Source organism: Streptomyces sp. GSL17-111 (assembly GCF_037911585.1).
GTDB lineage: Bacteria > Actinomycetota > Actinomycetes > Streptomycetales > Streptomycetaceae > Streptomyces.
In genome coordinates this window covers 5578173-5592307 of record NZ_JBAJNS010000001.1, presented here as the reverse complement: position 1 = coordinate 5592307, position 14135 = coordinate 5578173, and the positions used below count along the sequence as shown (strand labels likewise).

Annotated in this window: 12 protein-coding genes; 1 reads left to right on the top strand and 11 read right to left on the bottom strand. The window is 75.7% G+C overall.

Going from position 1 to position 14135, the window contains the following annotated elements:
• Positions 1 to 105: 105 nt before the first annotated feature.
• The 7 genes from V6D49_RS24865 to fmt form a co-directional block, all read right to left on the bottom strand.
• Positions 106 to 1548 carry a GuaB1 family IMP dehydrogenase-related protein gene (locus tag V6D49_RS24865; protein ID WP_340563139.1) on the bottom strand — a complete coding sequence of 481 codons (1443 nt, stop codon included), beginning with the start codon at positions 1546 to 1548 and terminating at the stop codon, positions 106 to 108.
• A 140-nt stretch (positions 1549 to 1688) separates the two neighbouring features.
• Complete coding sequence (locus V6D49_RS24860; protein WP_340563137.1) at positions 1689 to 2918, bottom strand: cation:proton antiporter; 1230 nt, start codon at positions 2916 to 2918, stop codon at positions 1689 to 1691.
• Between the two features lie 3 nt (positions 2919 to 2921).
• Positions 2922 to 3428, bottom strand: coding sequence for a cation:proton antiporter regulatory subunit (locus tag V6D49_RS24855; RefSeq protein WP_340563136.1), 507 nt, complete (start codon positions 3426 to 3428; stop codon positions 2922 to 2924).
• A 22-nt stretch (positions 3429 to 3450) separates the two neighbouring features.
• Positions 3451 to 4476 (bottom strand): sugar-binding transcriptional regulator, encoded by a 1026-nt coding sequence (locus V6D49_RS24850; protein WP_340563134.1) that lies wholly within the window; start codon positions 4474 to 4476, stop codon positions 3451 to 3453.
• Positions 4477 to 4611: 135 nt separating this feature from the next.
• Positions 4612 to 5286 (bottom strand): ribulose-phosphate 3-epimerase, encoded by a 675-nt coding sequence (gene rpe, locus V6D49_RS24845; protein ID WP_191208996.1) that lies wholly within the window; start codon positions 5284 to 5286, stop codon positions 4612 to 4614.
• Positions 5287 to 5367: 81 nt separating this feature from the next.
• Positions 5368 to 6807: an RsmB/NOP family class I SAM-dependent RNA methyltransferase gene (locus tag V6D49_RS24840; protein WP_340563132.1), complete on the bottom strand. Its 1440-nt coding sequence runs from the start codon at positions 6805 to 6807 to the stop codon at positions 5368 to 5370.
• A 123-nt stretch (positions 6808 to 6930) separates the two neighbouring features.
• On the bottom strand, positions 6931 to 7863 hold the full coding sequence (gene fmt, locus V6D49_RS24835; protein ID WP_340563130.1) for a methionyl-tRNA formyltransferase: 933 nt from the start codon (positions 7861 to 7863) through the stop codon (positions 6931 to 6933).
• A gap of 277 nt (positions 7864 to 8140) precedes the next feature.
• On the opposite strand from fmt, the gene V6D49_RS24830 reads away from it, so the two are divergent.
• Positions 8141 to 8683, top strand: coding sequence for a hypothetical protein (locus tag V6D49_RS24830; protein WP_340563127.1), 543 nt, complete (start codon positions 8141 to 8143; stop codon positions 8681 to 8683).
• 44 nt (positions 8684 to 8727) lie between these two features.
• Here the strand turns inward: V6D49_RS24830 and V6D49_RS24825 are convergent, their stop codons facing one another.
• The 4 genes from V6D49_RS24825 to rpoZ form a co-directional block, all read right to left on the bottom strand.
• On the bottom strand, positions 8728 to 10893 hold the full coding sequence (locus V6D49_RS24825) for a primosomal protein N' (RefSeq protein ID WP_340563125.1): 2166 nt from the start codon (positions 10891 to 10893) through the stop codon (positions 8728 to 8730).
• A 157-nt stretch (positions 10894 to 11050) separates the two neighbouring features.
• Positions 11051 to 12274, bottom strand: coding sequence for a methionine adenosyltransferase (metK, locus tag V6D49_RS24820; protein WP_340563122.1), 1224 nt, complete (start codon positions 12272 to 12274; stop codon positions 11051 to 11053).
• Positions 12275 to 12415: 141 nt separating this feature from the next.
• The gene (coaBC, locus tag V6D49_RS24815; RefSeq protein WP_340563120.1) at positions 12416 to 13681 is read right to left on the bottom strand and encodes a bifunctional phosphopantothenoylcysteine decarboxylase/phosphopantothenate--cysteine ligase CoaBC; all 1266 of its coding nucleotides are present in this window, start codon (positions 13679 to 13681) and stop codon (positions 12416 to 12418) included.
• Positions 13682 to 13834: 153 nt separating this feature from the next.
• Positions 13835 to 14104: a DNA-directed RNA polymerase subunit omega gene (gene rpoZ / locus V6D49_RS24810; protein ID WP_191208989.1), complete on the bottom strand. Its 270-nt coding sequence runs from the start codon at positions 14102 to 14104 to the stop codon at positions 13835 to 13837.
• Between the last annotated feature and the right edge of the window lie 31 nt (positions 14105 to 14135).

Genomic DNA, 14135 nt, shown 5'->3' with positions numbered 1-14135 from the left:
TACCTCGTACGTTCGTTTACTTCCCCTGTGCGGATTATTGTGGTAAAGGAACGCCTCGGGGCCGTGAGCGGCCTCCGCTCACGGCCCCGAGGTACGGGCCCGGGATCAACTCCAGCTGGCGTGCAGGGGCTTGCCCTCGGCGTACCCCGCGGCACTCTGGACGCCGACGACCGCCCGCTCGGCGAACTCCGCCAGGGAGTCCGCGCCCGCGTAGGTGCAGGACGACCGCACGCCCGCGATGATCGAGTCGATCAGGTCCTCCACGCCCGGCCGCGCGGGGTCGAGGAACATGCGCGAGTGCGAGATGCCCTCCTCGAAGAGGCCCTTGCGCGCCCGGTCGTACGCGGACTCCTCCGCCGTGCGGTTGCGGACCGCCCGCGCGGAGGCCATGCCGAAGGACTCCTTGTACAGCCGACCGTCGGCGGCCTGCTGGAGGTCGCCCGGGGACTCGTACGTCCCGGCGAACCAGGAGCCGATCATGACGTTCGAGGCCCCGGCCGCCAGGGCCATGGCCACGTCACGCGGGTGCCGGACGCCACCGTCGGCCCACACGTGCTTGCCCAGCCTGCGCGCCTCCGCGGCGCACTCCAGCACGGCCGAGAACTGCGGACGTCCCACGCCCGTCATCATGCGGGTCGTGCACATCGCGCCCGGACCGACGCCGACCTTGACGATGTCCGCTCCGGCCTCGACGAGGTCGCGGACGCCCTCCGCCGCGACGACGTTGCCCGCCACCACCGGGACCCGGGGGCCGAGCGCGCGGACCGCGCGCAGCGCCTCCAGCATCCCCTCCTGGTGACCGTGGGCGGTGTCCACCACGAGCGTGTCCACGCCCGCGTCGAGCAGGGCCTGGGCGCGCCCCGCCACGTCCCCGTTGATGCCTACGGCCGCGGCGACGCGCAGCCGCCCCTGCTCGTCGGTGGCGGGCGTGTAGAGGGTGGCGCGCAGGGCGCCCTTGCGGCTGAGGACGCCGACCAGCCGGCCGTCCGCGTCCACGGCGGGGGCGAGTCGGCGGTGCGCCGCGTCCAGGCGGTTGAACGCGTCGCGCGGGTCGAGGCCGGCGTCCAGGAGCAGCAGGTCACGGGTCATGACCTGGCTGAGCTGGGTGAACCGGTCCACCCCGGCGAGGTCCGCCTCGGTGACGACGCCGACGGGGCGCCCCTCGGCGTCGACGACGACGCCCGCGCCGTGCGCCCGCTTGGGCAGCAGCGAGAGCGCGTCGGCCACCGTCGCGTTGGGCGCGAGCACGATGGGGGTGTCGAGGACGAGGTGACGCTGCTTGACCCAGGAGATCACCTCGGTCACGACGTCCAGGGGGATGTCCTGCGGGATGACGACGAGGCCGCCGCGCCGGGCGACCGTCTCGGCCATCCGGCGCCCCGCGATGGCCGTCATGTTGGCGACGACGAGGGGGACGGTCGTCCCACTGCCGTCGGGGCTGGAGAGGTCCACACCCTGCCGGGAGCCGACCGCCGAGCGGCTCGGGACCATGAAGACGTCGTCATACGTCAGGTCGTACGGGGGCCGCTGGTCGTTGAGGAATCGCACGTGCTGTACACCCAGTCGATCGGAGGAGGGCCTCGGGCCGCGTCGGCCGAGGAAAACGCACGTACTTCATTCTCCCACGGCGCCTTCCGGGCGGACCCCCGGATGATCCGCCACACCGCGCGGCCCGCGCCTGGCGGAAGCTACGAACGCCCGGCCCCCACCTCGGTGCCGCCGCCCCGGGCCGGCGGCGGAGGGGAACCGGTGGCGGGGCCGCCGCGTCGCAGCCCCCGCAGTCTGCGGACCACCGGCTCCGTCCAGCGGGCGGTGAGCGGCCCGGCGATGACGAGGATCAGGACGTAGGCCGTCGCCACCGGGCGCAGCCCCGGCTGCGCCCCCGCCGCGAGCCCGGCGATGACGATGGAGAACTCCCCCCGGGCCACCAGCGCGCCCCCGGCTCTGAGCCGACCCTTCGTGCCGATCCCCGCCCGCCGGGCCGCGTACCACCCGGTGAGGATCTTCGTCGCGACGGACACCGCCGCCAGCGCCAGCGCGGGCAGCAGGACGGGCGGGATGTTCGCCGGGACGGTGGAGAGGCCGAAGAAGACGAAGAAGACGGCCGCGAAGAGGTCGCGCAGCGGCGTCAGGAGCGACCGCGCGCTGTGCGCCACTTCACCGGAGATCGCGATGCCCACCAGGAACGCGCCGACCGCCGCCGAGACCTGGAGCCGCTGGGCGACCCCGGCGACGAGCAGCGTCAGCCCGAGGACGACCAGGAGCAGCATCTCCGGGTTCTCCGAGGACACGGCGCGGCTGATGAGGCGGCCGTGCCGCAGCGCGAGGAAGAGGACGAGACCGGCGGTGCCGAGGGCGATCGTCAGGGACAGGCTCGCCCCGGCCAGGCTCAGGCCGGCCAGGAGGGCCGTCAGCAGCGGCAGGTACACCGCCATCGCCAGGTCCTCCATCACCAGCACGCCGAGGACCACCGGCGTCTCGCGGTTGCCCAGCCGGCCGAGGTCGGCGAGGACCTTGGCGATGACGCCCGAGGAGGAGATCCAGGTGATCCCCGCCAGGGCGATGATGCCCACCGGTCCCCAGCCCAGCGCCCACCCGGCGACCGCGCCCGGGGTGGCGTTCAGGACGAGGTCGACGATCCCGGTCGGGTACTGGGTGCGCAGGCTGGTGACGAGCTCCGAGGCCGTGTACTCCAGCCCCAGCATGAGCAGCAGGAGGATGACGCCGATCTCGGCGCCGACCTCGATGAACTCCTCACTGGTGCTGAGCGGGAGCAGACCGCCCTGGCCGAAGGCGAGCCCGACGAGCAGGTAGAGCGGGATCGGGGACATGCCGATCCGCCCGGCGAAGCGCGCCAGCAGCCCCAGAGCGAGGATGACGGCACCCAGCTCGATGAGCAGGACGGTGGTGTGGTGCACGCGTCAGGCCTCGTCCTCGTCGGCGCCCAGGGTTCCGGCGATCAGCTCGGCGACGGCGTCCACGCCCTGCCGCGTCCCGACGACGAGCAGCACGTCCCCGGCCTCCAGGCGGAAGTCCGGGCGCGGGGACGGCACGGCCCCGGTGCGCCGCAGCACGGCGACGACGGACGCGCCGGTTCGGCGGCGGGCCTGGGTGTCGGCCAGGAGGCGGCCCCGGTAGGGGGACCGGGGGTCGACGGTGATGCGCTCGCTGACCAGGTCCAGCTCGATGTCGCCGTGCTGGACCGTGGTGGACGCCGCCTCGTCGGGCGAGATCAGCTCCGCCAGCGCGCCGGCCTCGTCCGGTTCCAGCGGGATGGTGGCCTGGCAGGCGTCCGGGTCGTCGGGACGGTAGAAGCCGACGAAGCGGCGGCCGTCCTGGTGCGCGACGACGGAGATGTGCCGTCCGTCGCGCGTGCTGAGGTCGTACTGGACACCGACGCCCGGCAGCGGGGTGCGTCGCGTGGTCATGGCTTACTCCGTTCCCGGTCGGTCACGCCTCGTCGGGGTCCGCGCGCTCCAGCGCCGGACGCGGCACGGGACGCCGGTCCTCCAGCAGCGCGTCGGCGGCCGCCGTGTCCGTCACCAGGCTGGTGACCAGGCCCGAACGCAGGACAGCACCGATGGCGGCGGCCTTGCGGCGGCCGCCCGCGATGGCCACCACCTCCGGCACCCGGCGCAGCCGGGCCGCCTCGACGGTGATGCACCGCTCGCCCAGGTCCCGGCCGATGCGGCGGCCGTCCGCGTCGAACAGGTGGGCCGACATCTCGGCGGCGACCCCGAGGGAGGCGTAGTGCGCGCGCTCCCTCTCGGACAGCATGTCGTGGACGGTGGAGATTCCCGGCTCCCAGGAACCGATGGACACGGCGGCCACCGTCACCTTGTCGAAGTACTCGAAGGCGGCGGCGATGCCCGTCTGGTGGCGCAGGGCGTCCGCCGTGGCCGAGTCCGGCAGAAGCATCGGGGCGTAGATGGGGTGCGCCTCTCCCCCGGCGACCTCGGCGGCCCGCCGCACGGCCTCCACCGAGCCCCGGTCGGCGGTGCCCGCGTCGTACACGCCGGTGAGCTGGACGACGGTGCACGGCGGGAGTCGGCGCAGCGCGGTGGCCATGTGGATGGTCGAGCGCCCCCAGGCCAGTCCGAGCACGTCCCCCTCGGTGACCAGCTCACCGAGGAGGTCGGCGGCGACCTCGCCCAGGTTCTCCGGGTCCGCCACGTTCTCCACCGTCTCGGCGGTGTCGGCGGGCGACTCGGCGACGACGGCGTGCCGCAGGCCGAAGCGGGCACGCAGCGCGTCGGAGCGTTCGGCGTCCAGCTCGGCGGGGACGCGGATCTCGATGCGGACCAGGTCGTGCTCCAGCGCCGTCTCCAGGACGCGGGCCACCTTGAAGCGGCTGACGCCGAACTCGTCAGCGATCTGGATCTTGGACTTGCCCTCCAGGTAGAAGCGGCGCGCCATCGCCGCAGCCTGCATCAGCTCGGCGGGCCCCATTCTCGCTGCTGCCCGACCCGTCGACACCGCAACTCACCTCACTGTCAGCCATCATCACCTTCACGCCGCGGGTTCATCCTCGCAGATCGAACGGCGTCCTCGATCCGTTGCGTGCACGGCGCACCGACCGGGGAAGGCGCAGCGCCGGTACGCGGGGACGACTCAGTGGGCGCAGGCGCGCGCCGTCGCCTCCTCCGCCTGGCGGCGCAGCGCGCGGACGGCCGCGGCCGGGTCGTCGGTGCCGTAGACGGCGGACCCGGCGACGAAGACGTCGGCCCCCGCCTCGGCGCACTGCTCGATCGTGGACGCGGACACGCCGCCGTCGACCTGCAGCCACATCTGCAGGCCGTGCTTCTCGATGAGCCGCCGGGTGCGCCGGATCTTGGGCAGCATGATGTCGAGGAACGCCTGACCGCCGAAGCCGGGCTCCACCGTCATGACCAGGAGCATGTCCAGCTCCGGCAGCAGGTCCTCGTACGGCTCGATCGGCGTGGCGGGCTTCAGCGCCATGGACGCGCGGGCGCCCTTGGCCCGGATCTCGCGGGCGAGGCGGACGGGGGCGGCGGCCGCCTCGGCGTGGAAGGTGACGGAACCGGCACCCGCCTCGACGTACTGCGGCGCCCAGCGGTCCGGGTCCTCGATCATGAGGTGGCAGTCCAGGGGCGTTCCGGTGGCCTTGCCGAGGGCCTCGACGACGGGGACACCGAGCGTGAGGTTCGGGACGAAGTGGGCGTCCATGACGTCCACATGGAGCCAGTCGGCCCCTTCGACCGCCTTGGCCTCGTCGGCCAGGCGGGCGAAGTCGGCGGACAGGATGCTGGGGTTGATCTGAGCCATGGTCCCAGTATGGCGCTCGGTGCCGACGGGCCCTCGGGCGCCTCTCCCCGGCCCGACCCGGCCGCCCGGACCCGCCCGGGCTCAGCCCGCCTTGCGCAGCAGGGCGAGGTACATCGCGTCGGTGCCGTGGCGGTGCGGCCACAGCTGGACGTCGGGCCCCTCCCCCAGCTCGGTGACGCCGGGGAGCAGCGGGCGGGCGTCGATCCACTGCGCGCCCCCACCACGGGGGCCGCGCAGGACGTCCTCCACCACCGCGCGGGTCTCCGCCGGGTGGGGGGAGCACGTCGCGTAGCCGACCACGCCGCCGGGGCGGGCGGCGTCCAGGGCCTCCGTCAGCAGGGCCCGCTGGAGCGGCGCGAAGCCGTCCAGGTCCTCGGGGCGGCGCCGCCAGCGGGCCTCGGGACGGCGGCGCAGCGCGCCCAGCCCGGTGCAGGGCACGTCGACGAGGACCCGGTCGAAGGTACCGGGGCGCCAGGCCGGACGCGTGCCGTCGGCGGTGACCACCTGGTAGGGGCCCGGGTTGCCCGCCAGGGCGCGGGCGACCAGCCGGGCCCGGTGCTGCTGCTTCTCGGCGGCCACCAGGGTTGCGCCCCGCCCGGCCGCCAGCGCGGCGAGGAGGGCCGCCTTGCCGCCCGGTCCGGCGCAGCCGTCCAGCCAGCGGGCGTCGTCGCCCTCCAGCGGGGCGTTCGCCAGCGCGAGGGCCACCAGCTGGCTGCCCTCGTCCTGCACTCCGGCGCGTCCCTCGCGGACGGCCGCCACGGCCCCGGGCTCCCCGCCCTCGGTGAACCGGGCGGCGTAGGGCGACCAGTGGCCGGGCCGGGCCTGCTGCCCGTCCGGGCCCAGCAGCTCCTCGACCGTGGACCGGCCGGGGCGGGCGACCAGGGTGACCTCGGGGCGTTCGTTGTCGGCGGCCAGCAGGGCCTCGATCTCCTCCCGCCCGGCCCGGGGCCCGAGGGCGTCCCACAGCGCCGAGACGATCCAGCGCGGGTGGGCGTGGACGAGGGAGAGGTGCTCGACCGGGTCGTCCTCGAAGGGCGGGGCGACGCGCTCCAGCCAGCCGTCCAGGTCGTGGGCGGCGATCCGGCGCAGGACGGCGTTGACGAACTTCGCCCGGCCGTCGCTCAGCACCGAGCGGGCCAGGTCGACGCTGGCACTGACGGCGGCGTGCGGCGGGGTGCGGGTGCCGAGCAGCTGGTGCGCGCCCAGGGACAGCACGTCGAGCACCGGCGGGTCGACGTCCCGCAGCGGGCGGTCCACACAGGCGGCGATGACCGCGTCGTAGGTGCCCTGGCGGCGCAGGGTGCCGTAGACCAGCTCGGTGGCGAAGGCGGCGTCGCGCGCGTCGAGCTCCCCGGCGTCCCGGGCCCTGCGGAGCAGCGGGGGCAGGACCAGGTTGGCGTACGCGTCCCGTTCGTCCACCGCGCGCAGCGCCTCGAAGGCGAGGACGCGCACCGGGTCCTTGCGCGGGCGGCGCCGGGGCGCGTGCGGACGCGGGGGGCGGCGACGGGTCGGGTCACTCACGTGGAAGGTGCTCCGGAGGGTTCGGGAACGGCTCGATCGGCGAAAGGTCCCAGCTTACGCGGGGCGGTGGGCCGCCCGTGCCGGTGCGGGGGCCGGTGCCGGGGGGGGGAGGGCGTGGGGACGTCAGCCGCCGAGGTGCTCGCCCGCAGTGGTGCGGGCGCCACGGGCCCAGTCGGCGGCCTGCATGGGCTTCTTGCCCTGCGGCTGGACCCACCGCAGCTCGACGGCGTGCGAGCCGGTGCCGACGTGGACGGTGTGCTTGCCCGCCCGCAGCTCACCCGGTGCCAGGTCGGTGACCTGGGGGTCGGGCACGGCCTGCACGAGCTTGAGCCGCTCGCCGCGGAAGACCGTCCAGGCGCCGGGCGCCGGGGAGCAGCCGCGCACGACGCGGTCCACGCGCAGCGCCGGGGCGCTCCAGTCGACCCGGGCGTCGGCCACGGTCAGCTTCGGGGCGTGGCTGACGCCCTCGGCGGGCTGCGGCACGGCGTGCAGCGTGCCGTCCTCGATGCCGTCCATCGTCGCGGCGAGCAGGCCCGCACCGGCGAGCGCGAGCCGGGTCAGCAGGTCGCCGCTGGTGTCGGTCGGGCGGACCTCCTCGGTGACGACGCCGTAGACCGGCCCGGAGTCGAGCCCCTCCTCGATCTGGAAGGTGGAGGCGCCCGTGAGCCCGTCCCCCGCGAGCACGGCGTGCTGGACGGGCGCCGCGCCGCGCCAGGCGGGCAGCAGCGAGAAGTGCAGGTTGACCCAGCCGTGCGCCGGAATCTCCAGCGCAGGCTTCGGCAGCAGCGCGCCGTAGGCGACGACGGGGCAGCAGTCCGGGGCGATCGCCCGCAGCCGCTCCTGGAACGCGGGATCGCGCGGGCTCGCCGGGCGCAGGATCTCGATGCCCTCCTCCTCGGCCCGCTCGGCGACCGGGCTCGCCACCAGCCGGCGGCCGCGTCCGGCCGGTGCGTCGGGCCGGGTGACGACGGCGGCGACCTCGTGCCGCTCGGAGGCGATCAGGGCGTCCAGCGCGGGCACGGCGACCTCGGGGGTGCCGGCGAAGACGAGCTTCATCGGTGGGGACTACCTCTCCGGGCTGCCTCTCCGGGCCGCGCCAGGACGGAAACGGGACGCGGGACGCGTCGTCGGACGGCGCATCAGTCTACGGCCGGTCACGGACCGTGGCCCGGTGGGGCGTGCCCGGCCGGTGCGCGCCCCACCGGGCCCCCGCTCGCGCCCCGGCCGTGACCCCAGCCCGGATCCGGCGTTGGGCAAGGCGATGTGACCGTAGGGGGCGCTGGACGGCCGGTCGTTCAGCGGCCCCTTCCACGCCGGTTCGAGAGGCTTGTCCATGGCCGACCACGCCACCCACGACGCCCAGGCACGCGCCAGCCTGCACCTCCTGGTACGGGACATCGAGCGGGTCCGCCGGCAGGTGGACGCACTGCGCACCCTCACCGCCCAGCTGGGGAACGTCTACCGCCCCCGCCGCGCCGGCCCGTCGGCCGGTTTCGTCGTCTACGGCCGGGCCCCCGCGCCGACCGTGCGGCTGGCGCAGGAGCTGCGCGAGAGCGTGGAGAGCCTGGTGACGGCCGCCGTCGAGTTCGACCGCTCGCTCGGGTTCTCCTGGGACGCGGTGGGCTCCGCGCTCGGCGTCACCAAGCAGGCGGTGCACCGGCGCTACGGGGGTTCGCGGCGCGCCGGCGACGGGGCCCCGGGGCCGGCCGACCGGTCGGCCGCGGCCGTGGCGGCGGCCCAGGACGTCATCGGACAGGGCGGTCCGGGCGGGCAGAGCGGGCCGGGCGCGGCCCCGGTGACGCCGACCGTGCCGGCGGCCCGCAGCGTGCCGGGCACGCCGCGTCCGGGCGTCTTCCCCGGTCCGCGCGGCGGCTGAGCGCGGCGCCCGCGCGGACCGCGTCGGACGCTGGCGCGCGGGGCTCAGCCGAGGTCCGTGGGGTCGATCAGGATGCGGACGGGCGGGCCTTCACGCCGACTGAGCCGGGCCGCCTGCGCCGTCCGCAGCGCGGCGGCCAGCGCCGCACCGCTGCCGGGCGGGACGCGCACGAGCGCGCGCTCCCACGCCTCCCCCGGCGGCGGGTCACCGGTGCGGCGGGGCTGTCCCGGCTCCCGGCGCGGCAGCGGCACCGGCCCCAGGATCTCGGCGTCGGGCGGCAGGCGCGCGGCGGAGAGGAACGCGGCGACGGCCTCCGGCAGCCCGCTGACGGCGGCCATGCGCGACACCGGCGGGTAGCCGAGCTCGGCCCGTTCGGCCAGCTCGCGTGCGGCGTGGCCCTCCGGGTTCCAGCGGACGAGGGCCTGCACCGGACGCAGGGTCGGCTCGGCCACGGCGACGACGGTGCCGCCCTCGGTGTGCGGGCGGACCAGGGCGGACGCCGCCAGCCAGCGGCGCAGGGCCTCCTCCTCGGCCCGTAGGTCGGCGCGGCCGAGGAGCGCCCACGCGTCCAGCAGCAGAGCCGCCGCGTAACCCGGCCCGTCGGCGACGGGCTCGGCCCCGGGCGTGCTCACCACCAGGGCCGGCCGGTCGGGGACCGCGGGGACGACGTGGTCGCCCCCGCAGACGCGGACCGGCACCCCCTGGAAGGCCCGGCCCAGCTCCTCCGCCGTACGGTCCGTGCCCACGACGCTGGCCCGCAGCCGCGCGCCGCCGCAGGTCGGGCAGCGCCAGTGCGGCAGTGCCTCGCCCGCGGCCGCGCCGCACCAGCCGCAGGTGAGCTCCCGTGCGCCCCCGGGCGAGGTCAGCGGGCCGCGGCAGACGGTGCAGCGCGCCGGTTCGCGGCAGCGCTCGCAGGCCAGCCGGGGCACGTAGCCCCGGCGCGGTACCTGCACCAGGACGGGCCCGAGGCGCAGGGCGTCCCGTGCGGCCTGCCAGGCGAGGCTGGGCAGCCGGGCGGTGCGGGCCGCGACGTCGCGGACCTCGTCGAGGTCCCCCACGGTGCGCACGAGGGGGGCGGTCGCCCGCACGGTGGCCCGGTCGGCCGTCAGCGGGCGGGCCCAGCCGGCGTCGACGAGGCGCTCGCCCTCCACCGTCCGGGTGTGGCCGCCGACCAGGAGCGCCGCCCGTTCGTGCACGGCGCGCAGCATGAGCACCTCCCGCGCGTGCGGCCGGGGCGCGTGCTCGTCCCGCAGGGCCTGGTCGCCGTCGTCCCACACGGCCACCAGGCCCAGGTCGCGCACGGGGGCGAACATGGCCGCCCGGGTGCCCACGACGACGCGGGCGCGGCCCCGGCTGACGGCGAGCCAGCGGCGGTAGCGGGCCTCGGGCCCGGCGTCGGCGGTGAGGAGGACGTGCAGCGGGTCGCTGCCGGGGTGCAGCGCAGCGAGGGCGGCGTCGACGCGGGCGGCGGCCCGGCCGTCGGGGACGACGGCGAGGGCGCCCCGGCCGGAGGCGGCGGCCGTCAGCAGGGCGCGGGCCAGCTCGTCGGGCCAGCGCGGGCCGGGCAGCGCCGTCCACACCGCCCTCGGAGCGCCGCCCTCGCGCAGCGCCGTCAGGAAGGCGGGCCCTTCGGGGTACCGGGCCCAGCCGCCCGGTTCGGGCGCGGCCGGTGGCGGCACGGGTGCGGCCGGGGGCGGCGGGGCGGTCCGTTCGGCCCGGGCCATCCGGGGCGGGACGGCGAGCTGGACGACGTCCGCGAGCGCGCCGGCGTAGCGGTCGGCGACGGCCCGGCACAGGGCGAGCAGGGCGGGCGTGAGGACCGGCTCCGGGGAGAGCACCTGGGCGAGGGGCGCGAGCGTCCCGGGGTAGTCGCTCTCGGCCACCCGCTCGACGATGAACCCGTTGATGAGCCCGCCGCCCTCCCGCCGGCCGTCCCGCTCACCGGCGCCGAAGCGGACCCGGACCCGGACCCCGGGCCGCGCCTCGGCGTCCATGGCGGCGGGCACGGCGTAGTCGAAGTAGCGGTCGAGGTGGACGAGGCCCTTGTCGACGAGGACGCGGGCGACGGGGAGGCTCTCCGCGAGGGCGGCACCGCGCCAGGTGCGGGGGCGGGCCCGTGGTGCGGTGCGCCGCACGGTCTCGCGGATGAGGGCGAGCTGCTCGGCGGGCGGGGCCTGCCCGTCGCCGTCGGTGCCGTTGCCGCTGCTCACGCCCTCAGTCTTAGCAGACGGCGCCGACACGTCCCCCGCCGAGAACGCCGCCCGCGCGGTCGCGGGCTCCTCGACGGCACGGGGCGCACGGGGCGGGACGCACGGTGGGGCCCGCCGCACGGGCGGCGGGCCCCACCGTCAGACCGTCCTCAGCGGCTCACAGGCCGGCGGCCGCGCGCAGGGCCGGCACGCGGTCGGTGCGCTCCCAGGTGAAGTCCGGCAGCTCACGTCCGAAGTGCCCGTAGGCGGCCGTCTGCGCGTAGATGGGGCGCAGCAGGTCCAGGTCGCGGATGATGGCGGCCGGGCGCAGGTCGAAGACCTCGGTGATGGCCTCCTCGATCTTGGCGACGTCCACCGTGGCGGTGCCGAAGGTCTCCACGAACAGGCCGACCGGCTCCGCCTTGCCGATCGCGTAGGCGACCTGCACCTCGCAGCGGGAGGCCAGTCCGGCGGCGACGACGTTCTTCGCCACCCAGCGCATGGCGTAGGCCGCCGAGCGGTCCACCTTGGACGGGTCCTTGCCGGAGAAGGCGCCGCCGCCGTGCCGGGCCATGCCGCCGTAGGTGTCGATGATGATCTTGCGGCCGGTCAGGCCGGCGTCACCCATCGGGCCGCCGATCTCGAAGCGGCCGGTCGGGTTGACCAGGAGCCGGTAGCCCTCGGTGTCGAGCTTGATGCCGTCCTCGACGAGCTGCTTGAGCACGTGGTCGACGACGAACTCACGGATGTCGGGGGCGAGCAGCGAGTCGAGGTCGATGTCGGAGGCGTGCTGGCTGGAGACGACGATCGTGTCCAGGCGGACGGCCTTGTCCCCGTCGTACTCGATGGTGACCTGGGTCTTGCCGTCGGGACGCAGGTAGGGGATGGTCCCGTTCTTGCGGACCTCGGTCAGCCGCCGGGAGAGCCGGTGCGCCAGGGTGATCGGCAGCGGCATCAGCTCGGGGGTCTCGTCGCAGGCGTAGCCGAACATCAGGCCCTGGTCGCCGGCGCCCTGCTGGTCCAGCTCGTCCCCGGTCCTGTCCCCGGAGGCACCCTCGACGCGGTTCTCGTAGGCGCTGTCGACCCCCTGCGCGATGTCCGGCGACTGGGCGCCGATGGACACCGAGACGCCGCAGGAGGCGCCGTCGAAGCCCTTCTTGGACGAGTCGTAGCCGATGTCGAGGATCTTGCCGCGGACGAGGGAGGCGATGGGGGCGTACGCCTTGGTGGTGACCTCTCCGGCGACGTGCACCAGGCCGGTGGTGATGAGCGTCTCCACGGCCACTCGCGAGGAGGGGTCCTCCCGCAGGAGGGCGTCGAGGATGGTGTCGCTGATCTGGTCAGCGATCTTGTCAGGGTGGCCCTCGGTCACGGACTCCGAGGTGAACAGGCGGCGGGACACATCGCTCCCTGGGGTTGCAGCGGCTGCTGGCTGATCTTGGGTGGCCCGGTCGGGGAGCTGCGCCCCGCGCGGGTCCGCGGACAGTTTATCCGCAGGCCCGGGTGCACAGGTCAAGGTGTCTCACCCACTGAGTTGCCCTCATCACTCGCCGGCGGGCGGCGCGACCGGCTCCAGCCGCGCGGCGACGAGGTCCCAGACGGTGTCGGCGAGGGCCTCCTTCGGGCCGTGCGGCACCGGTGTGCTGCCGCCGTCCGCCGCCAGGATCACGGCCTCGTTGTCCGGGGAGCCGAACGTCCTGTCCTCGCCGACCTCGTTGACGACGAGCAGGTCACAGCCCTTGCGGGCGAGTTTGGCCCGCCCGGCCGCCAGGACGTCGTCGGTCTCGGCGGCGAAGCCGACCACGACCTGCCCGGGGCGGGCGCGCTCCGCCGCGACCTCGGCGAGGACGTCGGGATTGCGGACCAGGGCGACGGGCTCGGGATCCTGGCCGTCGCGCTTCTTGATCTTGCCGCTCGCGTAGTGGGCGGGCCGGAAGTCGGCCACGGCGGCGGCCATGACGACGGCGTCCGCGTCGGCGACGGCCTTCAGCACGGCCTCCCGCAGCTGCCGGGCCGTGCCCACCGGGACGACGGTGACGCCCCCGGGGGCGGGCAGCGCGGTGTTGGCGGCCACGAGCGTGACCCGCGCCCCCCGCGCGGCGGCGGTCGCGGCGAGCGCGTACCCCTGCCGCCCGGAGGAGCGGTTGCCGAGGTACCGGACGGGGTCCAGCGGCTCGCGCGTCCCGCCGGCGCTGACGACCACGTGGCGGCCCGTCAGGTCCGGGGCGCCGACGCCACGGGCCAGGACCCGCCGGCAGAGGGCGTAGATCTCCTCCGGCTCGGGCAGTCGTCCCTTCCCGGTGTCGGCTCCGGTGAGCCGGCCGGTGGCGGGCTCGATCACCACGGCTCCCCGGCGGCGCAGCGTCGCCACGTTCTCCCGGGTCGCCGGGTGCTCCCACATCTCGGTGTGCATGGCGGGCGCGAAGACCACGGGACAGCGGGCGGTGAGGAGCGTGTTGGTGAGCAGGTCGTTCGCGAGCCCGTGGGCGGCCTTGGCGAGGGTGTCCGCCGTCGCGGGGGCGACGACGACGAGGTCGGCCGCGCGGCCGATCGCCACGTGCGGCACCTCGTGGACGTCCGCCCAGACCTCGGTCGCCACCGGGCGGCCGGAGAGGGCGGCCCAGGTCGCCTCGCCGACGAAGTGGAGGGCGGAGGCCGTCGGCACGACCTGGACGTCGTGGCCGGACTCGGTGAACCGCCGTAGCAGCTCGCAGGCCTTGTAGGCGGCGATGCCGCCGCTCACGCCGAGGACCACCGTGGGCCGGTCCGTCGGGTCAGCCGTGTTCTCCGTGCCGGCCGTGTCAGCCATGCTCGTGTCCGCCTCTGCTCGGGAAGGGGCCGTGGCACGGCGTGCCGTGCGCACGTCCTATGACACACCACCGGCCCGGCAGGGTGTCTGCCGGGCCGGTGAACGCGGTGCTCGCGGGCCTCCTGGCTACCGGTGCCGCCGGTGCCGCCAGCCTCAGCTGGGGGAGTCCACGGCCTCGGAGGTCAGCAGGCCGGCGTTGATCTCGCGGAGTGCGATCGACAGCGGCTTCTCGTGGACGTGGGTGTCCACCAGGGGGCCGACGTACTCCAGGAGGCCCTCACCGAGCTGCGAGTAGTACGCGTTGATCTGACGGGCGCGCTTGGCGGCGTAGATCACCAGGCTGTACTTCGAGTCAGTGGCCTCGAGCAGCTCGTCAATCGGCGGATTGATGATGCCCTCGGGCGTGGCGATGGAAGAGGACACGCTCTGCCTTCCGGAGTGGATGAGACGTTCG

Coding starts and splice junctions, on each gene's coding strand:
- V6D49_RS24830 (WP_340563127.1), top strand. CDS start 8,141: ATGGCCGACCACGCCACCCACGACGCCCAGGCACGCGCCAGCCTGCAC.
- rpe (WP_191208996.1), bottom strand. CDS start 5,286: ATGGCTCAGATCAACCCCAGCATCCTGTCCGCCGACTTCGCCCGCCTG.
- coaBC (WP_340563120.1), bottom strand. CDS start 13,681: ATGGCTGACACGGCCGGCACGGAGAACACGGCTGACCCGACGGACCGG.
- fmt (WP_340563130.1), bottom strand. CDS start 7,863: ATGAAGCTCGTCTTCGCCGGCACCCCCGAGGTCGCCGTGCCCGCGCTG.
- V6D49_RS24855 (WP_340563136.1), bottom strand. CDS start 3,428: ATGACCACGCGACGCACCCCGCTGCCGGGCGTCGGTGTCCAGTACGAC.